At 73.2% G+C, this 20,876-nt stretch carries 19 protein-coding genes; 5 read left to right on the top strand and 14 right to left on the bottom strand.

Going from position 1 to position 20,876, the window contains the following annotated elements:
• Window positions 1–54 precede the first annotated feature (54 nt).
• The gene (locus tag DP939_RS10185; protein ID WP_113980381.1) at window positions 55–4,056 is read left to right on the top strand and encodes an HAD-IC family P-type ATPase; all 4,002 of its coding nucleotides are present in this window, start codon (window positions 55–57) and stop codon (window positions 4,054–4,056) included.
• Here the strand turns inward: DP939_RS10185 and DP939_RS10180 are convergent.
• The 3 genes from DP939_RS10180 to npdG form a co-directional block, all read right to left on the bottom strand.
• Window positions 4,043–5,221, bottom strand: a complete 1,179-nt coding sequence (locus DP939_RS10180; RefSeq protein WP_113980713.1) for a trans-sulfuration enzyme family protein — start codon at window positions 5,219–5,221, stop codon at window positions 4,043–4,045. The two genes, DP939_RS10185 and DP939_RS10180, sit on opposite strands and share 14 nt — an antisense overlap.
• 58 nt (window positions 5,222–5,279) lie before the next feature.
• Entirely contained in the window at window positions 5,280–6,065 is a 786-nt protein-coding gene (locus DP939_RS10175) for an SDR family NAD(P)-dependent oxidoreductase (RefSeq protein WP_113980380.1), read from the bottom strand.
• 147 nt (window positions 6,066–6,212) lie between these two features.
• Complete coding sequence (gene npdG / locus DP939_RS10170; RefSeq protein WP_225878144.1) at window positions 6,213–6,881, bottom strand: NADPH-dependent F420 reductase; 669 nt, start codon at window positions 6,879–6,881, stop codon at window positions 6,213–6,215.
• Between the two features lie 92 nt (window positions 6,882–6,973).
• Here npdG and DP939_RS10165 point away from each other — a divergent pair, with 92 nt between their 5' ends.
• The gene (locus tag DP939_RS10165) at window positions 6,974–7,558 is read left to right on the top strand and encodes a hypothetical protein (protein WP_199565072.1); all 585 of its coding nucleotides are present in this window, start codon (window positions 6,974–6,976) and stop codon (window positions 7,556–7,558) included.
• Between the two features lie 20 nt (window positions 7,559–7,578).
• Here DP939_RS10165 and DP939_RS10160 read toward each other — a convergent pair whose 3' ends face one another.
• Window positions 7,579–8,193: a TetR/AcrR family transcriptional regulator gene (locus DP939_RS10160; protein WP_158578532.1), complete on the bottom strand. Its 615-nt coding sequence runs from the start codon at window positions 8,191–8,193 to the stop codon at window positions 7,579–7,581.
• Between the two features lie 72 nt (window positions 8,194–8,265).
• On the opposite strand from DP939_RS10160, the gene DP939_RS10155 reads away from it, so the two are divergent.
• Window positions 8,266–9,642, top strand: coding sequence for a cytochrome P450 (locus DP939_RS10155; protein ID WP_113980376.1), 1,377 nt, complete (start codon window positions 8,266–8,268; stop codon window positions 9,640–9,642).
• 22 nt (window positions 9,643–9,664) lie between these two features.
• Here DP939_RS10155 and DP939_RS10150 read toward each other — a convergent pair whose 3' ends face one another.
• Entirely contained in the window at window positions 9,665–9,844 is a 180-nt protein-coding gene (locus DP939_RS10150; RefSeq protein WP_113980375.1) for a hypothetical protein, read from the bottom strand.
• Between the two features lie 44 nt (window positions 9,845–9,888).
• Here DP939_RS10150 and map point away from each other — a divergent pair, with 44 nt between their 5' ends.
• Window positions 9,889–10,737 carry a type I methionyl aminopeptidase gene (gene map / locus DP939_RS10145; RefSeq protein ID WP_113980374.1) on the top strand — a complete coding sequence of 283 codons (849 nt, stop codon included), beginning with the start codon at window positions 9,889–9,891 and terminating at the stop codon, window positions 10,735–10,737.
• A gap of 18 nt (window positions 10,738–10,755) precedes the next feature.
• On the opposite strand, the gene DP939_RS10140 is transcribed toward map, so the two are convergent.
• The 6 genes from DP939_RS10140 to DP939_RS10115 all read right to left on the bottom strand — a co-directional run bounded on the left by DP939_RS10140 (window position 10,756) and on the right by DP939_RS10115 (window position 17,237).
• Window positions 10,756–11,160 carry a sensor histidine kinase gene (locus DP939_RS10140; protein ID WP_158578531.1) on the bottom strand — a complete coding sequence of 135 codons (405 nt, stop codon included), beginning with the start codon at window positions 11,158–11,160 and terminating at the stop codon, window positions 10,756–10,758.
• 176 nt (window positions 11,161–11,336) lie between these two features.
• Window positions 11,337–13,328 carry a cytochrome c oxidase assembly protein gene (locus DP939_RS10135; protein WP_113980372.1) on the bottom strand — a complete coding sequence of 664 codons (1,992 nt, stop codon included), beginning with the start codon at window positions 13,326–13,328 and terminating at the stop codon, window positions 11,337–11,339.
• On the bottom strand, window positions 13,325–13,540 hold the full coding sequence (locus DP939_RS10130; protein WP_113980371.1) for a hypothetical protein: 216 nt from the start codon (window positions 13,538–13,540) through the stop codon (window positions 13,325–13,327). The genes DP939_RS10135 and DP939_RS10130 overlap by 4 nt, the downstream gene beginning before the upstream one ends.
• A 138-nt stretch (window positions 13,541–13,678) precedes the next feature.
• On the bottom strand, window positions 13,679–14,968 hold the full coding sequence (locus tag DP939_RS10125; RefSeq protein WP_225878143.1) for a helix-turn-helix domain-containing protein: 1,290 nt from the start codon (window positions 14,966–14,968) through the stop codon (window positions 13,679–13,681).
• A gap of 505 nt (window positions 14,969–15,473) precedes the next feature.
• Window positions 15,474–16,748 (bottom strand): helix-turn-helix domain-containing protein, encoded by a 1,275-nt coding sequence (locus DP939_RS10120; protein WP_225878183.1) that lies wholly within the window; start codon window positions 16,746–16,748, stop codon window positions 15,474–15,476.
• Window positions 16,749–16,949: 201 nt separating this feature from the next.
• A complete protein-coding gene (locus DP939_RS10115; RefSeq protein ID WP_113980368.1) occupies window positions 16,950–17,237 on the bottom strand; it encodes a helix-turn-helix domain-containing protein in 288 nt (95 codons plus the stop codon).
• 124 nt (window positions 17,238–17,361) lie between these two features.
• On the opposite strand from DP939_RS10115, the gene DP939_RS10110 reads away from it, so the two are divergent.
• Entirely contained in the window at window positions 17,362–18,738 is a 1,377-nt protein-coding gene (locus DP939_RS10110; protein WP_113980367.1) for an NCS2 family permease, read from the top strand.
• A 214-nt stretch (window positions 18,739–18,952) separates the two neighbouring features.
• Here DP939_RS10110 and DP939_RS10105 read toward each other — a convergent pair whose 3' ends face one another.
• The 3 genes from DP939_RS10105 to DP939_RS10095 all read right to left on the bottom strand — a co-directional run bounded on the left by DP939_RS10105 (window position 18,953) and on the right by DP939_RS10095 (window position 20,869).
• Window positions 18,953–19,207: a hypothetical protein gene (locus DP939_RS10105; RefSeq protein WP_113980366.1), complete on the bottom strand. Its 255-nt coding sequence runs from the start codon at window positions 19,205–19,207 to the stop codon at window positions 18,953–18,955.
• Window positions 19,208–19,599: 392 nt separating this feature from the next.
• Window positions 19,600–20,472: a DUF5753 domain-containing protein gene (locus DP939_RS10100; protein WP_225878142.1), complete on the bottom strand. Its 873-nt coding sequence runs from the start codon at window positions 20,470–20,472 to the stop codon at window positions 19,600–19,602.
• A gap of 145 nt (window positions 20,473–20,617) precedes the next feature.
• The gene (locus DP939_RS10095; protein WP_199565071.1) at window positions 20,618–20,869 is read right to left on the bottom strand and encodes a hypothetical protein; all 252 of its coding nucleotides are present in this window, start codon (window positions 20,867–20,869) and stop codon (window positions 20,618–20,620) included.
• Window positions 20,870–20,876 lie beyond the last annotated feature (7 nt).

Below are 20,876 nucleotides of genomic sequence, written 5' to 3'. Positions count from 1 at the left end.
CAAGATTTCACCTGATCCCACGACTCACCGGCCGATGCCGGGTATTGCCCGGTCATGCCATTCGGACTCGGTCGCCTGCCCGCTCCCCTGCACTGGGTCGCGGACGTCGCCACGACGATCGCCGGACCGCTGCTGGGCAGGTCCACCTGGACCTACCCCGGCCGAATCCACCTTGAGCTGCTGTGCGAGCCCGCCCCCACGACCGCGATCGAGAACGCGCTCCAGGTCGTCCCCGGCGTCCGCTGGGCGCGCGTCAACGAACCGGCCGGACGCGTGATCGTCGCGATCGGCGACCCCGCCCCCGACACCAAGGCGCTGCTGGCCGCGCTGGACGAGGCCGAGCGCAAGGCCGAGGACGCCCCCAAGGACCCGGCGCACGCCGCCACGCCCGATCAGCCCCCGCCCGGCCTGGTGCTCGCCGCCGACCTCGGCGGCATGGCCGCGACCATCCTGGAATGGGCGCTGCGGCGGACCCCGCTGCCCGCCGAGGCGGCCGGACTGGTCGGCCTGATCGACACCATGCCGAAGCTGCGCGAGGCGGCCGGCCGGGCGGCGCACGCCGACATCCTCAAGGCGTGGCTGCCCGTGGTGGGGGCCGCCGCGCAGGGCCTCGCGCCCGGCGTGACCGGACTGGTGGCCGACACGGCGCAGCGGATCGTGCAGGTACGCGAGTCGCGGGCGCTGGCGGCGGCCTGGCGGGCCGCCGAGGAACGGCTGACCGGCACCCCGGAGCGGGCCGCCTCCCGGCTGCGCCCCGCCTCACGGCCCGCGCGGCTGCCGAACGGCCCCGCCGAACGCTACGCCGACCAGCTCATGACGGGCGCGCCGCTGGGCGGGGTGATCGGCGCGCTGCTCACCTCGGTGCCCCGGCGCGGACTGCAGACCGCGATGATCTTCACGCCCAAGCCCGCCTTCGCGGGCCGCGAGACCTTCGCCGCCGAACTGGGCGCGGTGCTGGCCCGCCGCGGGATCGTGGTCGTCGACCGGCGGGCGCTGCGCCGCCTGGACCGGATCGACACGGTCGCCGTGTCGGAGCGCACGCTGCGCGGCTCGCCGTACGGGGAGGTCGTCGAGGCCGCCGCAGCGCGGGCGGGCCTGCGGTTCGTCACGATCGCCGAGCCGGGCGCCGAGGAGGTGCGCGGGCTGCAACGCGAGGGCGGCGGCGTGCTCCTGGTGTCCTCGGACGGGCCCGCGCTGGCCGCCGCCGACTGCGGGCTCGGCGTACCGGACGGCGACGGCCCGCCCCCGTGGGGCGCGGCCCTGATCCTGCCCGGCGGCCCGGCCCCCGCCGTGCATCTGATCGCGGCCGTCGAGGCGGCCCGCCGGGTCAGCCAGGACGGCGTACGGCTGGCCCGCGCCGGGACCGCCGTGGCCGCCATGCTCACCCTGACCGGCCGCGAGAGCCGGTCGGCGCAGCAGGGGCTGTCCGCGGTCGGCGCGGTCACCTGCCTTTCCATCGGCCAGGGCGCGTGGCGGGCCTGGCGCGCGATACGCGACCCGATACGCGAGCCCGCCAAGCGCGTCCCCTGGCACTCCATGCCGGTCGAGGACGTCCTGGCCGAACTCCGCTCCCACCCCGACGGCCTGCCGGACGTCCCTCGGGAACAGCGCCCCCGGCCCGCCGCCGAGCGGCAGACGCTGGCCGGTGGGGTGGTCGCCGAACTGGCCAACCCGTTCACACCGGTGCTCGCCTCGGGCGCGGCGGGCTCGGCCGCGATCGGCTCGTTCGTGGACGCGGGCCTGATCCTCGCCGTGATGGGCATGTCCGCGCTGATCGGCGGCGCGCAGCGGGCCGCCACCGCGCGGACCCTCGCGGGCCTGGCCCGGCACATGCGGGTCCCGGCGATGGTGCTGCGCGGCGGCCGGGTGCGCGAGGCCGACGCCCGCGACCTGGTCCCCGGCGACATCGTGCTGCTGTCGGCCGGTCAGGTGGTGCCCGCCGACTGCCGGATCGTCGAGGCCGACGGGCTGGAGGCCGACGAGTCCGCGCTGACCGGCGAGTCGCTGCCGGTCGCCAAGGACCCCGCGCCGCTGCGCGCCCGGGAGGTGGCCGAGCGGCGCAGCATGCTCTACGAGGGCACCTCGATCGCCGCCGGTACGGCGAAGGCCGTGGTGGTCGCCGTGGACGAGGACACCGAGGCGGGCCGGGCGATGGCGGCGGCCAAGGAGAAGCCGCAGGTGAGCGGGGTCGCCGACCGGCTGGCGCAGATCACCGGGGCGACCACGCCGATCGCGCTGAGCGCCGCCGCCGCGATCGTGCTGTCCGGCCTGACGCGCGGCCGGCCGCTGCGCGACTCGCTGGGCGAGGGCGTCAACCTGGCCGTGGCCGCGGTGCCCGAGGGACTGCCGCTGCTGGTCAGCGCGGCCCAGCTGGCCGCCACCCGGCGGCTGTCGGCGCACGGGGTGCACGTACGCGACCCGCGCATCATCGAGGCCCTGGGCCGGGTCGAGGTGCTCTGCTTCGACAAGACCGGGACCCTCACCGCGGGCGAGATCCGGCTCACCAGGGTCGCCGACGCCCGCCGTGAACGCCCCCCGGACGAGCTGGACGACGCCCTGGCGCGCGTACTGGCCGCGGGCGTACGTGCCACCCCCCGGCGCGGGCACGACGGCGAGCACAGCCATCTGACGGACGCGGCGGTCGCCGAGGGCGCGGAGCGGGTCAAGGTGACCCGCAGGACCGGCGAGCGGGGCTGGCGCGAGGTGGCGGCGCTGCCGTTCGAGCCCTCCCGCGGCTTCCACGCCACCATCGGCCGGGCCGGGCACGCCCATCTGCTCAGCGTGAAGGGCGCGCCGGAGACGGTGCTGCCCCGCTGCACGCTGATCCGCCTGAACGGCGAGGACCGGCCGCTCACCGCGGCCGAACGCCGCCGCCTGGACAAGCGGGTCAGGTCCCTGGCCGAGTCCGGGCACCGGGTCCTGGCCGTGGCCGAGCGCCGCCTGCCCGCCTCGTGGCGGCCCACCGCGGAACCGGCCGACGAGGACGTCGCCGAACTGGTCTTCGTCGGCCTGCTCGGCCTCGCCGACGTCGTACGGCGGGCGGCCAGCCCGGCCCTGGCCCGGCTGCGCGCGGCGGGCGTGCAGATCGTCATGCTCACCGGCGACCACCCGGGCACCGCGGGCGCGGTCGCCGCCGGTCTGCTCCCCGGCGACCGCGAGCCGCACGTCCTGACCGGCGCGGACCTTGAGGAGATGGACGACGAGGAACTACGCCGGCGGCTGCCCGCCGCCGACGTGGTGGCCCGCTGCACGCCCGCGCAGAAGGTCAAGGTGGTGCGCTGCTTCCAGAAGCTGGGCCGGACGATCGCGATGACCGGCGACGGCGCGAACGACGCGGCGGGCATCCGGCTGGCCGACGTCGGCATCGCCCTCGGCGGCACCGGCACCCCCGCCGCCCGCGCGGCGGCCGACCTGGTGGTCGCCGACGACCGGCTGGAGACCATCGTCCACGCGCTGGTGGAGGGCCGGGCGCTGTGGGCGTCGGTGCGCGCGGCGCTGGCCATCCTGGTCGGCGGGAACCTCGGTGAGATCGCCTTCACCCTGCTCGGGTCGCTGTTCACCGGCTCCTCGCCGCTGTCGGCCCGTCAGCTGCTGCTGGTGAACCTGCTCACCGACCTGGCCCCGTCGCTGGCCATCGCGCTGCGCGCGCCGTCCACCGGCACGGCGGCCGGGCTGCTCCAGGAGGGTCCGGAGTCCTCGCTGGGGCACGCGCTGAACCGCGACATCGTACGGCGGGCAGTGATCACGACCGCCGCCGCGGGGGTCGCCTGGACGGCGGCCCGGTTCACCGGCACCCGCGCCCGCGCCCGGACCGTGGGCCTGCTGGCCCTGGTGGGCGCACAGCTCGCCCAGACCCTCCAGGCGGGCGGCCGCGACCGCGCCGTGCTGCTCAGCGCGCTCGGCTCGGCGGCGGTGCTGGCCGTCGTGGTGCAGACGCCGGTGCTCAGCCACTTCTTCGGCTCGGCCCCGGTCGGCCCGGTGGGCTGGGCGATCGCGGTGGGCGCGGTGGCGGCGGTACTGGCGCTCGACGCGACGGGACTGTTCAGGACGAGCTGAGCGCCTGCTCGAAGTCGGCCCACAGGTCCTCGGGGTGCTCGATCCCCGCCGCGACGCGGACCGTGCCCTCGCCGATGCCGTGCCTGGCCAGTTCCCCGGCGGACAGGGCGCGGTGGGAGGTGGTGGCCGGGTGCAGGATCAGCGTCTCGACGCCGCCGAGGGAGGGGGCCAGCAGAGCCAGCTTCACCGCGCTCATGAACCGCTCGCCGGCCGCGCGCCCGCCCGTCAGGTCGAAGGAGAACACGCCGCCGAAGGCGGGCAGCAGCCGGGTCGCCGTCTCGTGCGAGGGGTGGGAGGCGAGGCCCGGCCAGTGCACGGCGGCGACCGCCGGGTGGGCGGCCAGCCTGGTCGCCAGGAAGCGCGCGTTGGCGCAGTGGCGTTCCATCCGCAGGTGCAGGGTCTGGATGCCGCGCAGGGTGAGCCAGGCGGCGAAGGGGTCGGCGGTCGGGCCGAGGTCCACCGAGAACCGCCACACCTTGCGGTAGGTCGCGTCGGAGGCGAACACCGCGACGCCGCCCAGCACGTCGGTGTGCCCGCCGAGGTACTTGGTGGTGGAGTGCACCACGATGTCGGCCCCGTGCTCGATCGGCCGGCACAGGATGGGCGAGGCGAACGTGTTGTCCACCACCGTGGTCACCCCCGCCTCCCTGGCCGCCGCGCACATCGCCGGCAGGTCGGCCACCTGCGTCATCGGGTTGGCGATCGTCTCCAGGTACAGCAGCCTGGTCTCGGGCCGTACGGCGGCGCGCACCGCCTCGGGGTCGTCCTCGGCGACGTAGGTGACCGAGACGCCGAACCGCTCGCGCAGTTCGTTGAGCATGGTGGCCGTCCCGCCGTACAGCGCGCGCTGGGCGATCACGTGGTCGCCCTGCCCCACCAGCGCGAGCAGCACGGTGTTGATCGCGGCCATGCCCGAGGCGGTGGCGATCGCGCCCGAGCCGCCCTCCAGCCCCGACACGGCCTCCTCCAGCGCCCGCACGGTCGGGTTGGTCAGCCGGCCGTAGACGAACGCGCCGTCGGGGCGTCCCATGCCGTCGGCGAAGACGGCCGGGTCGTCGAAGACGAACCCGGAGGTCTGGTAGATCGGCGTGCTGATCGGGGCGCTGCCGTTCAGCGGCGGCCTCGGCAGGTGGACGGCACGGGTCTCGGGGCTCAGTTCGCTCATGACAACCAGGATCGCCCGGCCGGTTTCGCGCGCGGCACCGGCCCCCGCCTCGGCGGGATCAGCGCGTGCGGGCGGCGGAGTCGCGGAAGACACGTCCGGCGTTGAGCAGCGCGCCGCCGTCCACCGGGAGCGTGACGCCGGTGATCCAGGCCGCGTCGCCGGAGGCCAGGAACGCGACGGCGGCGGCGATGTCGTCCGGGCGTCCGATCCGGCCGAGCGGGATGGTGGAGGCGATCCGGTCGAGGGAGTCCGGCTGGTCGTCCCAGGCCCTGGTGCGGATGGTGCCCGGCGCGACCAGGTTGAACCGCACGCCGTCGGCGGCGCATCGGGACGCCAGGTTCTCGGTGAGGTTGCGCAGCCCGGCCTTGGCGGCCGAGTAGGCCACCGAGCCGAACGGCGCCAGCCCGTTGATCGAGCCCACCGTCACCACGTTGCCGCCGTGCGGTGAGCGGGTCAGGTGCGGTGTCGCGGCCCGTACGCAGCGCACCACGCCCATCAGCGTGACGTCGATCTGGCGGTGCCAGTCGTCGTCGGTCAGCTCGTCCAGGTCGGGGAGGTTCAGCCCGCCGCCCGCGTTGTTCACCAGCACGTCCAGCCGCCCGAACCGGGCCACGACGGCGGCGACCGCCGCCGCCACGGACTCGCCGGACGTCACGTCGCAGGTGACCGCCACCGCCTGTGTCCCACCGGCGGCCAGCCGTACGGCGGCGCGCTCCCCCGCCGCCGCGTCCACGTCGGCCACCGCGACGGCGGCGCCCTCCCCGGCCAGCCGCTCCGCGATCCCCAGCCCGATCCCGTGCGCCGCCCCCGTGATCATCACGATTCTGTCCTCGAACCGCCGCATGGCCCGCCGTCACCTCCGGTAGATGTGGCCCCTACCGTAGTGACCGGCCCGCCCCTTTTCGTAGCCGAAGGGCGCCACCAGGCCGCTGCCCGGCGTGCGGCCGAGACGGTCGCCCATCCCGCGGCGGATGTTCCGCGGCCGTGGCGCTCAGACGTCGGTGATGCGGATGCCCGCGTGCGCCTTGTGGCGGCGGTTGATGGAGATGATGTTGGCGGTCAGCGCCTCGACCTGGTGGGCGTTGCGCAGGCGTCCGCCGTAGATCCCGCGTACGCCGGGGATGCGCGAGGCGAGGGCCTGCACGGTGTCGGTGGCCTCGCGGTCGTCGCCCAGCACCAGCACGTCGAGATCGACCTCCGCCACCTCGGGGTCGAGCAGCGTGACGGCCGAGACATGGTGGAAGGCGGCGACCACCCGGCTGCCGGTCAGCACCGCGGCGGCCTGCTGGGCGGCGCTGCCCTCCTCGACCGGCAGGGCGTAGGCCCCCTGCTTGTCGAAGCCGAGCGGGTTCACGCAGTCAATCACGATCTTGCCGGTCAGCGGCTCGCGCAGCGCCTCCAAGGTGGCCTTGTGCCCGTCCCACGGCACGGCGACGATCACGACGTCGGCCTTGGCGGCGACCTCGGCGTTCTCGCCCGCCGTGACGCCGTGCCCGATCGACTCGGCGGCCTGCCGGGCCCGCTCGGCGTTCCTGGACCCGATCAGCACCCGCTGCCCGGCCAGCGCGAACCGCCGCGCCAGGCCCTTGCCCTGGTCGCCGGTCCCGCCCAAGATGCCCAGGGAAAGGGCCTCGACCTCGGTAAGCGCGCCATCCGCCACGATTCTCACTCCTCATCGCCGCCGTAAGCAGGCATCATGCCAGGCTGCCGATCGCGAGACGCCCCCGGGGTCGCTGCGGCAGCATGAATGTCATGGACGCGTCGTCTGTGGACTTCCTGCGCGAGGCCCTCGCGCCGACCGGATGGGTGGAGCGCACCCGCGACTTCGCCAGGGGCCTGCGGGCCACCCGCTCGCCCGGCGGGCTGCTGGTGGTGGGCACCCCCGCCGAGGAGCCCTGGCATGTGACCGCGCACCTCGCCGACGAGGCCCGGCTGGCGGATCTCCCGCAGCTCGCCCCGACGCTGGTGCGCTGGACGGTGCCGCCGGGCGCGCCGCCGCACCTGCGGGTAGGCATGGACCGGCTGCGCGAGGCGCGGCGCGGCGAAACGCTGTTCGTGGTCGCGGAGAGCTCCGCTCCGGTCCCGCTGCTGGAACGGCTGGACGACGCCAGGCGCACCGGTGCGACCATCCTGGCCCTGGACGGCGACGGCGGCGACCCCGAGCTGAGCGGCCTGGCCCATGACGCCCTGTTCGTCCCCGCCGACGCCCCGGTGTCCTTCGACGGGGCCCAGCACCTGGTCAGCATGGCCGCGAGCGAGCGCGGGAACGGCCGCGGCCTGCGCGGGCGGCTGGCCCGCCTGCTCGACCGGGTGAGCGGCCCGCACGTCGTGGACTGACCGCGCCCGCCGGCGGGCGCTCACCGCGCCCCGCCGGTCATCTCTGGCAGCGCGGCGAAGACCGCGAGCACCTGGCTCGCCTCCGGGGTGTTGTCCGGGTCGATCAGCCACTGCAGGATCAGCCCGTCCTGGACGGCCATCATGACGGTGACGAACACCTCCGGGTCGAACGGCGGAAGCCTGCCCGTTCGCTCGGACACCCGGCGCACCATCGCCACGCCCGAGGCGCGGGACTCGGCGTAGGCCGCGGCCAGCCGGGCGCGCAGCGCCTCGGAGCGCGCGGCCGGGGGGAACGCCTCGACGAACGCGATGAGCAGCGGCCGGGACTCCTTGAACACCTCCAGCAGCGCCGTGAGCCCGCGGGCCAGCGCGCCCGCCATGTCGGCGTCATCGTCCTCCGAGGCGAAGACGGCCTGCTCGACCCGTGCCGTCCAGAGCCGGAAGCACTCCTCCAGCGCCTCGTGCAGCAGTGCCTCCTTGCCGCCGAAGTGGTAGCCGATGGAGGCCATGTTGGTGCCCGAGGCGGCCACGAGGTCGCGGACCGTGGTCGCGGCGTAGCCCTTTTCCTGCAGGCAGCTCACCGCTCCGGCGAGAAGTCGTTCCCGGTGGCCGGCCACCGGCTGTTCACGTGACACGGAAGCCATGATACAAATCTATTCAAACGCATAAGACGATCGTTCGCATAACCGTCGGAAGGGGGGCCTCCGATGCCCACGCCACCGCCCGGACCCCGGCTCACATCAGCTCTGCAGACCTACCGCCTCGTGCGCGACCCGGACGCCTTCTTCCGTGCCGCCGGACGCGAGCATGGGCCGGTGTTCACCATCCGCTACTTCGGCTTCCCGCCGGAGGTCTACGTCGCCGGCGCCGAACTCGCCGAGCGCGTCTACGCGCTGGACGGCGACGGCGGCGGGCGGGCCGGGGAGGTCCGCAGGGCGTTCATGGAGCCGATGGTCGGCAGGCACTCGCTGCTCAGCCTGGACGGCGAGCCGTGGCGGCGGCACCGCAAGCTGCTCAGCCCGCCGCTGCACGGCAGGGCCGTCGCCGGGTGGCGCGGCGAGATCGAGCGGATCGCCGCCCGCTCGGTGGACGGCTGGCCGCTCGGCGAGCCGTTCGCGCTGCGCGACCGGATGCAGGACATCACGCTGGAGGTGATCATCCGGCTGGTGTTCGGCATCACCGAGGCCGGGCGGCTGCGGCGGCTGCGCGCCCTGCTGCCGAAGCTGCTGGAGACGACGGGCAGCGGCTCGATGCTGATGCTGCCGGCCTCCATCACCGACCGGATGATGGCCTCGCCGCTGCTGCGCCGCGTGCCGTACCTGCCCACCACCCGCTTCGCGGTGCTGCGCGAGGCGCTCGACTCCCTGCTGTTCGACGAGATCGCCAGGCGCCGGGCCACGACCCGGCCGGACGCCACGGACATGCTGTCCCGCCTGCTGGCCGCCACCGACGAGAACGGCGACCCGATGTCGGACCAGGAGATCCGCGACGAACTGGTCACCATGCTGATGGCCGGGCACGAGACCACCGCCACCGGGCTGGCCTGGACGTTCGAGCGGCTGGTCCGCGCCCCGCGGGTGCTCGACCGGCTCACCGCGGACCTCGCGGCGGGCGAGGACCACTACCTCGACGCGGTGATCAAGGAGGGGCTGCGCTCGCGCCCGGTGGTCTTCGAGGCCCCCCGGTTGCTGGACCGGCCGCTCTCGCTCGGCGGGTACGAGATCCCGGCCGGGTGGTACGTCGCCCCGCTCATCTCGCTCATCCACCGCGACCCGGACGCCTACCCCGACCCGGACGCGTTCCGGCCGGAGCGGTTCCTGGCCGTGGAGCACGGCGGGGACGGCGTCACCGAGCGCGCGCAGCGGTCCTGGATGCCGTTCGGCGGCGGACGCCGGTACTGCGCGGGGGCGCAGCTCGCGCTGCTGGAGATGCGCGCGATCATCCGCGAGGTGCTCGGCCGCGTCGAACTGACCGCGGGCGGCGGCCTCGCCCCGGAAAGGGCGCTGCTCAAGAACGTCACCCTCGCGCCCTCCCGGCGCACCCTCGTGGTGGCGCGCGCACGCACGCCGGTGACCGCCTCCTGACCCTGCCCGCCCGGAGACGGGATCAGTCGTCGTCCCACTTGCGGTCGCCCTCGCGCCACGCCTCGTTGCGCTCGGCGGCGGTCTGCAACGCGCGCGCCGCCGCCTCCCGGGTCTCATAGGGGCCCATGCGGTCCTTGTTGGGACACCCCTCGTCGGGCTCTACTCGCAGATGCGTCAGACAGAACCACCATTTGCCGCTCACCTGACGAATACTGCCCGCTTCGGGGCCCAACTAGACTTGCCGCCATGACGACACTGCTCCAGCCCGGGCGGATCTCGCCCATGCGTAAGGTCCCCGCCCACATCCAGCGGCCGGAGTACGTCGGCAAGAAGGCCCCGAAGACCGGCGAGCCCGACGTCAAGACGCCGGAGATCATCGAGCGGATGCGGGTCGCGGGCAGGCTGGCCGCGCAGGCGCTGGAGGAGGTCGGCAGGCACGTCGCGCCCGGGGTGACCACCGACGAGCTGGACCGCATCGGCCACGAGTTCCTGTGCGACCACGGGGCCTACCCCAGCACGCTCGGCTACCGCGGCTACCCCAAGTCGCTGTGCACGTCGATCAACGAGGTCATCTGCCACGGCATCCCCGACGACACGGTGCTGCGCGACGGTGACATCGTCAACGTCGACATCACCGCGTTCATCGGCGGGGTGCACGGCGACACCGACGCCACGTTCCTGGTCGGCGAGGTCGACGAGGAGTCGCGGCTGCTGGTGGAGCGCACCAGGGAGGCGACCGACCGGGCGATCAAGGCCGTTGCCCCCGGGCGGCGGCTCAACGTGGTGGGGCGGGTCATCGAGGCGTACGCCAAGCGGTTCGGCTACGGCGTGGTGCGCGACTTCACCGGGCACGGCATCGGCACGACGTTCCACTCCGGCCTGATCGTGCCGCACTACGACGACCCGTCGCTGTCCGCCACGCTGGTGCCGGGCATGACGTTCACCATCGAGCCGATGCTCACGCTGGGCGCGATCGACTACGACATCTGGCCCGACGGCTGGACCGCCGTCACCCGGGACCGCCGCCGCACCGCGCAGTTCGAGCACACGATCCTCGTCACCGACGACGGCCGGGAGATCCTGACCCTGCCGTGAGCGGCGGCGGCACGGCGTTCAGCGGCGCGGGATCACGCCGGTGACCGTGGTGCCCTCGCCGGGCACGCCGTGGACGGTGAGCACACCGCCGAGTTCGGCGAAGGCCGCGCGCATCAGCGCGGCCCCCCGGCCGGTGGCCGTGCCGTAGAAGCCCACGCCGTCGTCGCTGACCGTCATGCGCAGCCCCGAGGCGCCCAGCGTGACCGCCACCGAGACCGTACGGGCCCGGCTGTGCCGCTCGACGTTGGCCAGCGCCTCACCGAAGGCGGCCATGACGCCGCGGCTGACGTCCGGCTCGACGTCGCCCTGCGGCAGCGCCCAGGTCTCGACCGCGATGCCGGTGCGGCGGGACCACCGGTCGAGGTGATCCTCCAGGGCCTCGGCGAGCCCCTGTCCCCCGCGCATGCGTGTTTCCTCGGTCACGGCCATGCGTCCTCTCACGCGGGGACATCACGCTCCCGGCGCGCCCGCCGCCCCCACGACGGCCCGCCGGAGGTGCCGGGCGACGCCTGGCCGGCGACGCGCCTGCGATGTCCCACTCCCCCAGCCACAGGCTACCGGAGAGCCCTGGGCCGGGGCGTTGCCGCCGGGCCGCGTGGTCAGTCCGCGCGGCCCTTCTTGTCCAGCTCGGCGAGGTAGTCGTTGTAGGCGTCCAGCTCCGCGTCGCCGCTGCCGCCGGTGCGGGCGGCGATGGCGTCGGCCCTGCGGTCGGCCACGCGCGCCTTGCGGTCGTCGTCCCGCCACCACTGGACGGCCAGCGCGATGAGCACGATCAGGGTCGGGATCTCACCGAAGCCCCAGGCGATCGCGCCGCCGGTCTGCTGGTCGGCCACCGCGGACGTGCCCCAGGTGCGGCCGAGCTGGTCGTAGTAGGTCGCCGCGATCTGGCTGGTCATCATCATCAGCGCGATGCCGAAGAAGGCGTGGAAGGGCATCGTCACGAACAGCGTCAGCAGCTTGGCCACGTGCGGCAGCCGGTGCGGGGCCGGGTCGATGCCGATGATCACCCAGAAGAACAGCGAGCCGCTGGCCAGGAAGTGCACCGACATCGCGATGTGGCCGAGGTGGCTGTCCATCGCCGAGGCGAACAGCGGCGTGAAGTACAGCGCGTAGGTGGAGACGATGAACAGCGTCGTGGCGATGGCAGGGTGGGCCAGGAAGCGCATCGCCCGGCTGTGCAGGATCACCGTCAGCCACTCGCGCGGGCCCCGGTCGCCCCTGCGCGGCACGGGCTTGAGCGCGCGCAGCGCCAGCGTGACCGGCGCGCCGAGCACCAGGAAGATCGGCGCCAGCATGGAGATCACCATGTGCTCGGTCATGTGCGCGCTGAACAGCACCTTGGCGTAGCGGCCCGCGCCGCTCTGCGTGACCAGGACGAGGATCAGCACACCGATGAACCACGAGATCGTGCGTCCCCACGGCCAGGAGTCGCCGCGGCGGCGCAGCCGCAGCACACCGGCCCCGTAGAGCCCGGCGAGCACGGCGGCCAGCGTGGCGAAGAAGACGTCGAACCACCACAGCGTCAGCACGTTGCCGAGCGAGATCTCCGGCGGCAGCGGGAAGCCCAGCAGCTCAAAGGCGCGGTCCAGGGCGATCGGGGAGGGCGGGGGCTCGGTACGGCCGAGCCCGACGGCCAGGCCGACGGTGGCGAGCATGAGCACCGTCTCGCCCCCGGCCAGCCGGGTGAACGCGCCCGGCCTGCTCTGCGCCACCTGCGGCAGGGTGCGCCTGCGGTGCAGGTAGCCGAAGAGGCCGAGCACCGCGAAGGCGACCGCCTTGATCACGATGAGCCGGCCGTACGGGGAGGTCACCAGGTCGCCGATGGCGGTGAGCTGGGCCAGGGTGATGAACACGCCCGACAGGCCCACCATGACGAAGCACCACAGCGCCATCCGTGAGAAGCGGTCGCTCGCCACCGCCAGGTGCTGCTGCTTGCGAATCGCGTGGGTCGCCACCACGACCAGGCCGCCCACCCACAGTGAGAGGCCGACCAGGTGCAGGGCGATCGACGTGGTCGCCAGCCCGTGGTTGGGCGAGGAGGAGGAGTGACCGGTCAGCGCGGGGGGCAGCAGGGTGGCGATGGCCAGCACCAGCAGGCCGCCCGCGGCGCCGGCGGTGATCGCGCCCCGGGAGAACAGCGCGATCGCCACCGCGAAGAGGATCACCAGGGTGAGCGCCACGCCCTGCGAACTCTGGCTGGCGAAGCTGAGCAGCTCGTTGCCGTTGAGGATCTGCGCGACCGGCGCGCCCCAGGTCTCCGAAACGGTGAACAGCATCGTCGCGGCCGTCGCGGCGGCCCAGCCCAGCGCCAGCCAGGAGGCTGCCTTGACGTACTCCAGGGCGGGCTTGCCCAGCAGGCCCTTGTCGCTGGGCAGCAGCGTGGTGGCGGCCAGCAGGGTGCCGACGGTGAGCACGCCCGCGGCGTTCATCAGCAACTTGGACAGCGGCAGCGCCCACCGGGTCAAGGTGCCCTCGTCGGGCAGGCCGGGGATGATGCGCGGCGTCGCGGCGCCGCCCACGAACATGGCCGCGACCAGGGCGGCCACCGCCGCGGCGACCGCGGCGATCGTCAGGCGTACGCTTCTGTTCACCGCTTCTTGCCGCTCTTGCCGCGCAGGCTGAGGAAGAGCCCGATGCCGACGCCGGCGAGGCCGCCGGCCAGGATCCACACCCACACCGGCAGCCCGCCCCCGCCCTCGGGGGCGGCGAGCGCGCCGTGGGCCGACGCGGGAGAGGCGAGGAGCGCGAGCAGCAGCGCGCCGAGCGGTACGGCCAGCGCGGCGCGCGACGGGAAAGTCTTCATGGCGATCCCAGGCTACCGACGGGAAGGGCCGCCCCGAACCGCGGATCGCAACCTTGGGCCCCCCTTGCCACCTCCTGACCGCGCTGGAACGGTCCCGGACCGCCCCGGGCGACCGGGGCGGTCGCGATCAGCCGTCGATCACAGCCCGACGCTGGTGAGGGCGCGCTGGTAGGCGGCGACGCTGCCAGGGCGGTCGTCGAGCTTGCCGAGCACCTCGGCCACCGTGCGCCAGCCCTGAGCGGCCCGGCGGGCGGGCGTCACCTTCTCCAGCCACCGCTTGGCCGAGTCGATCGCCTCGTGCGCCTCGGCCCGCTTGCCGAGCACCGCGTAGGCGCCGGACAGCAGAAGCTGCGGCTCCGCGCCGAGCCCGTTGATGGTGTCGGAGACCAGGTCGTGCGCCTTCTGGGCGTGCACGATGGCCTGGTCGTAGTTGCCCAGGGCGAACTCCACCCGCCCCAGCTCGCGCTCGCACCTGGCCTGGTCGGCGCTGCCCGCCGAGGTCCCGGCCAGCTCCTGCTGGGAGCGCAGCAGGGCCTCCCGGCAGCTCTCGGCCTCCTCGGGCCGGATGCGGAACCGCAGGTAGGTGTAGGCCAGCCGGACCCTGGCGAGGTTGCGCGGATCGCCGTTCTCGGAGTGGATGGCGAGCGCCCGCTCGGCCAGCGCCAGCGCCTCCTCCTTCTGGTTGGTGGCCTCCGCGAGCAGCGCGCCGTTCCAGCAGGTGGCGACGATCGCCCGGGGCGTGCCCAGCAGCTCGGCGGCGGCGAACAGCTCGGCGCAGAACTGCGTGGCCCGCAGCAGGTCGCCGCGGAAGTGGTAGGCGTAGAGAAGCGTGGCGCCCAGCTCGATCAGCTCGTCGGTCCAGGCCGGGCGGGCGCTGCCCATCAGGATCTGCTCGCAGACCTGTACGGCCGCCGACAGGTCGCCCCGCTCCCGGTAGCAGCGCGACAGCGCGATGGCCACCTCGACGTGCCGCTCGGGCGTCATGGCCTCGCCGGCCGACGCGCGCAGCCCGTTGAGGGTCGCGATCGCCGCGTCGAGGTCGCCGCCCGCCTCCATCGCCCGCGCCAGTCCGAATTCGGCGTCGAGCCGGAGTTGTGCCAAACCAGCCAGATCGTTGTCGGCCACCAGAGCGGCATACCGCCTGCGCGCCTCGGCGACCTCGCCGTTCTCCAGCGCCATGCGGGCATAGCCGAGTTCTAGCTCCAGCTCCTCCATCTGCTCGGCGGTGACGCCGTTGACCAGGTAACTCAGCGAACAATCGAGCTTGCCGGCCAGCAACTCCAGCACCGCTGGAGTTGGCGTTCGCTTCCCGCTTTCGATAAGAGATACATAGCTGTCGGACAACTCCGGATGCGCGAGCTGGGCTTGAGACATACCGCGCTGGCGGCGGATTGTCTTAATGCGCTGGCCCGCCAGATCTTGACTCACCGGCACCCCTTGGAACAATGTCGTCGAACGAAAACCAGTGACGGGAGCACCACCATGCGTCGACGCCTCACTGTCTCCGCCCTGACGGTGCTATGCACAGCCCTCATCGCCGTCGCGGCCAATGCTACCGCCGCGGAGGCCTATCCGTCCGGGACCCAGGTGGTCACGGAAGGGAAGGACATAGCCTGCTGCTAGCCGCGTCCCGGCAGAGCCGAGACCGGCGGGATCGGCCGTCGCGGACGGGCAGGACCTGATCAGGCCCCGTCCATCCCGCGCCGGACCTCCCGCCAAGACCATGCGCGTGTGAGCGCTCGGCCCACCGCTCACCGGCCCCGCACGGCCGGTGAACGCGCCGGGCGCTCGCACGCGTTCCGTTTTCATGGCCCCCCACTGCGCGGATCAGCGCACCTCACCAGCTCGTGAATTACGAGCATATCGTGCTTATATCACATCGTTCCGTAACGCGCGGCTGTTATCCGGGATTCGGATGGGTCGCCACCCCCGGCTACAGCCCCACGCTGACCAGCGCCCGCTGGTAGGCGGCGACGCTGCCGGGGCCGTCCTGGAGCTTGCGCAGCACCTCGGCGACGGTCCGCCAGCCCTGCGCCGCGCGCCGCGCGGGCGTCACCTGCTCCAGCCATCGCCTGGCCGCCTCCAGCGCCGTACGCGCCTCCATGGGCTCGTCGGCCATCGCGTACGCCCCGGCCAGCAGCAGCTGGGCATCCGCGCCGAGCCCGTTGGTCGTGCTGGAGACCAGCTCGTGGGCCCTGCGGGCATGGGCTATGGCCTGCCCGAGGTTTCCGAGGGCGAGTTCGACGTGGGCCAGGTCCAGCTCGCACCTGGCCCGGTCGGCCACCCCCGCCGACGACTCGGCCAGCTCGCGCCGGGAGCGGTGCAGGGCCTCCCGGCAGATCTCCGCCTCCTCCGGTAGCAGCAGGAACCGCTGATAGGTGCAGCTCAGCCGGACGCGCGCCAGGTTGCGGGGATCGCCGTTCTCCGAGTGCACGGCGAGCGCCCGCTGGGCCAGGGCCAGGGCGTCCTTGGTACGTCCGATCGCCTCGGCCAGGGCCGACCCGTTCCAGCAGGCGGCGACCGTGGCCCTGGGGGTGCCCAGCAGGTCGGCGGCGGCCAGCAGTTCCGCCGACCAGTGCTGCGCCCGCAGGAGGTCGCCGCGCAGCATGTACGCGCCGAGCAGCGTGGAGCCGAGCTCGACCAGTTCGTCGGACCAGGCCGGACGCACCGGGCCGAGCAGGATCTGCTCACAGACCTGCACGGCCGCCGACAGGTCGCCCCGCTCCCGGTAGCAGCGGGACAACGCGATGGTCACCGTGATGTGCTGCTCCGGGGTCATGGCCCCGCCCGCCGCGGCCCGCAGGCCGTTCAGGGTCGCGATGGCCGCGTCGAGGTCGCCACCCGCCTCCATCGCCCGTGCCAGGCCGAATTCGGCCTCGAACCGCAGCCGGGTCAGCCCGGTGAGATTCTTGTCGGCGACCAGGTTCGTGAACCGCATGCGCGCCTCGGCCACCGCGCCGTTCTCCAGCGCGAGGCGCGCGTAGCCGAGTTCCAGCTCGAATTCGTGCAACTGCTCGCCGGTAACACCGTTGACCAGGTAACTCAGCGAGCAGTCGAGCTTGCCGGCCAGCAACTCCAGCACCGCCGTGGTCGGCGTCCGCTTACCGCTTTCGATAAGAGAAACATAGCTGTCGGACAACTCCGGATGCGCGAGCTGGGCTTGCGACATACCCCTCTGCCGACGAATTGTCTTAATGCGCTGCCCCACCAGATCTTGACTCACCGGCACCCCTTGGAACAATGTCGTCGAACGAAAACAGTGACGGGAGCACCACCATGCGTCGACGTCTCTTGCTTTTCGCCATGGCTGTCCTGTGCACAGTCATGGCCACCGTCGCGGCCAATGCTACGGCCGCGCAATCCTCCATGTCGCCATTCTCGGACGTGGGTGAGCCGCTTTGCTGCTGACTCACTGGTAAAGCAAGGAAGAGATCGGCCCGGCCGGTCGGGCACGCCCCCCGGTCGGTTCCTCCACCCTCCGCATCCGATACCTCACCGTGTTGACATGTGCATGCGGGCGCTCGGCGCGGGTGTTCCACGACCCCGAGTACTCCAGGAACACGCCGAGCGTCCGCACGGGCTCTGACTGGCGCTTTTTCGGCGTAGTCGAAAAGCGGGTCCGGCAGCCGCGCGGCGAACGACCGCCGCGCCTCGCCGGGAACCGTGACCGGTTAGAGGCCGTGTGTGTAAAACTCATCGCCGGTCACGCTGCAACCGTTACGGAATCGCCGCGGCGGGGTCCTGGCGGGTGGGCGTACATCGTGCCGCCCGGAGCTGGGTAGGACCGGTCACGTCTCCCCCCGCCGGGGCAAGGGAGGATCGTGGACCGACTCGACCGCTTCTTCGGCCTGCGGGCCCGCGGGAGCACGGTCGCCGCCGAGGTGCGCGGCGGGGTGACCACGTTCGTGGCGATGGCCTACATCGTCCTGCTCAACCCGATCATCCTGGCCGGGGCCGTGGACGTCACCGGCGCCAGGCTGTCGATCCCGCAGCTCACCACCGCCACGGCGCTGGCGGCGGCGATCAGCACGCTGCTGATGGCGGTGGTCGGCAACGCCCCCTTCGGGCTGGCCGCGGGCCTCGGGCTGAACGCCGTGGTGGCCTACCAGGCCGCGCCGCACATGACCTGGCCGCAGGCGATGGGCCTGGTCGTGCTCGAAGGGCTGGCCATCGTGGTGCTGGCGCTGTCCGGCGTACGGCGGATGATCATGAACGCCATCCCGCTCGCCCTCAAGCACGCCATCAGCGTCGGGATCGGCCTGTTCATCGCGCTGATCGGCCTGGTGGACGCCGGTTTCGTGGCCAGGGGCACCGGCACGCCGGTACAGCTCGGCTCGACCGGCCACCTCTCCGGCTGGCCGGTCACGGTGTTCTGCTTCGGGCTGCTGCTGATGATCGTGCTGTACGCCCGGCGCGTTCCCGGGGCGATCCTGATCAGCATCGTGGCCACGACGGTGCTGGCCATCGTGGTCAACACGGCGTTCGCCGTCGATCCGGCGCAGTGGGGGGTGGTCGCGCCGAGGGTGCCCGCCTCGGTCGTCGCGGCGCCCGACTTCGGGCTGCTCGGGCAATTCGACCTGTTCGGCGGTTTCGGCACGGCGGGCGCGCTGACCGCCACCGTCGTACTGTTCACGCTGGTGCTGTCCGGGTTCTTCGACGCGATGGGCACCATCATCGGCGTCAGCGACGAGGCGGGCCTGGTGGACGAACAGGGCCGGGTGCCGCGCCTCGGGGCGATCCTCACCGTGGACGGCGTGTCCGCCGCGATCGGAGGCACGGCCAGCGCCTCGGCCAACACCGTCTTCGTCGAGTCGGCGGCCGGGGTCGGCGAGGGCGCCCGCACCGGCCTGGCCAGCCTGGTCACCGGGGCCTTGCTGGGGCTGACGCTGCTGTTCACGCCCGTCACGACGGTCGTCCCGGCCGCGGCGGCGGCCCCCGCCCTGGTACTGGTCGGCGCGCTGATGATGACCCAGGCGCGCAACGTGCCCTGGACGGACCTGGACCTCGCGATCCCCGCGTTTCTGACGATCGCCCTGATGCCCTTCACCTACAGCATCACCACGGGGCTGGGCGCGGGGCTGATCGCCTACGTCGCGATCAAGCTGGGGCGGGGGCGGCCGGGCGACGCGCACCCGCTGCTGTACGTGGTGGCCGCGATGTTCGTGGCCTTCTTCAGCGTGGGCCTGTTCGACGGCTGAGGGCGGGCCCATCGTCGTGGGCACGGCCGCGGGACCTGCCGCGGGACCGGCTTCCCGCGGCAGGCGCCCGAGGGCACCGCCGCGGGCGGTGCGGGGAGACCGCGACCCTGCGCGCTGGTCTCTCGGAGGCCGGGTGTTGCTCCGGGCATGGTCACGGGCCACGAGGGTCAGGGGCGACGGCGTGACGGGGTCGTCCGGCCTCCGAGAGTGCTCATCACACCAGATCCCCCGTCTCGAACTTGATCTCGTTCAGCCGCCGGCAGGCCCGTTCCATGCGCTTGAACGCCGTGTTGACGACATGGCCCAGCTCGGCCAGCTCCCGGTTGCGCCGCTCGGCCTCCCGGCTCTCCCAGTGACCGATGGCCTCATCGAGCGACTTGAACCGCCCGCCGGCCGCGACCACGACCTGACGGCCGTTCGCGTACCGGATCGCCACCCTGCCGACGATGGTCCAGTCGCCACGAGCCATGGCACGCCCTTCGCGTCCGCCGACCACTACCGTTCGCCTCCTGTTCGATCAGCAGACCACGCTGTCGGCCGAGTTCGCCACACCGGCCCGCGACGCGGCCCGATGCGCTGGGAGGCACGCCTCCGACGATAGGAACGAGCCTCCGCCCCCCTCAACGAGCTTGCACGAACTTGCACACGACTTTCCCCCCCTCCCCACGGTGACCTCGGGCCGCGGGCAGCGGGGTGGTCAGGTGAGGCCGGCGTGAGCCTGGGCGATCAGGTCGTGGGCGTGCCGGCCGTACCGGGCCATCGCCGCCGGCTCGTCGAACAGGACCATGGACCTCGGCCACCCACGCGAGTACAGGCCGCGCCCCCTCCGCCCGGGACCTCGGGCCGCGGGCGGCGGGGTGGTCAGGTGAGGCCGGCGTGGGCCTGGGCGATCAGGTCGTGGGCGTGTCGGCCGTAGCGGGCCATCGCGGCCAGTTCGTCGAAGCCCTTGGCGTATTGGGCGATCTCGCGGGGCTGGGTGACGTTGACCGAGGCGGTGAGCAGTTCGACCTTGACCGCTCTGTCGTCGAAGATGTGGAAGGCCTCCACCGGCCACAGGCGGCGTGACTCGGTCTGCGGGATCACCCCCAGTGAGACGCGGGGCAGGGCCATGACGGTCAGCAGGTGGTCGAGCTGGCCGGACATGACGTCGGCGTCGCCGATGCGGTAGCGCAGCACCGACTCCTCCATGAGGATGGCGAAGCGGTGGTCGCCCTCGTGCAGCACCCGGGAGCGGGTCAGGCGGGCCTGAGCCGCCGCCTCCGAGTCGTCGGGCAGCCCGCGGAACGCGGCCACCGAGGCCAGCAGCGCGCGGGCGTAGGCGGCCGTCTGGAGCAGCCCCGGCACCACGTGCGAGCAGTACACCCGGAAGTGCCGGGTGGCCTCGTAGCGCGCGATGCCGGACTCCTGGGTGCGGCGCAGACCCGCCCGGTGCACCCGGCGCCACTCGACGTACATCTCATCGGCCTGCCGGGAGGCGGCGATCAACTCCTCCACCTCCCCGTCAGCGCCACAGGCCCCGCACCACGCGCGTAGATCGTCGTCGGAGGGCGGGGTCTTGGCGTTCTCGATGCGGCTGGACTTGGACTCGTGCCAGCCGGCCGCCGCGGCCAGCGCGCGGGCGCTCAGCCCCGCGTCCAGCCGCAGCTCGCGCAGGCGCTGCGCGATCAGCCTGCGGGCGGCGAGCACGCTGCTCGATGACTGGGTCGCGTTGGGCCGGCGGACCGCCGACGTCACACGCGTCGATGTCGCTTGTCCGGATCCCATACCGCCTCACACGCGTCGGTTGGCGTGCCGACCTGCTCGGGCGCGTCGGGGAGCCGGCCACCGACGGTGATGTAGGTGTGGCGTGGCCACGGCGACGAGGGCCGGGCGGCCCGCGTCACGAATGCGAACCCCCGAGGTCGGCGTCCCGGCAGGCCGCCAGGAGCAGCGGCGCCATGCGAAAGGGGATGCGGACCACCCGCTCGCCCTCCGCGAGGGGGTTGAGCGATGTCATCAGGACCCGTGTCTCGGCATCTTGCACTTCCCTGCCCTGGATCACGATGCTGCCGTCGGTCTCATCGACCCAGACCGACGGGCAGTCGTCAACGTCACTTCCAGGATCCTTGCCGAGGAACTTCAAAGCCATCATCGACTCC

This window comes from Spongiactinospora rosea, from assembly GCF_003315795.1.
Classification (GTDB): Bacteria; Actinomycetota; Actinomycetes; order Streptosporangiales; family Streptosporangiaceae; genus Spongiactinospora; species Spongiactinospora rosea.
This window is presented reverse-complemented; position numbering and strand designations above follow the sequence as displayed.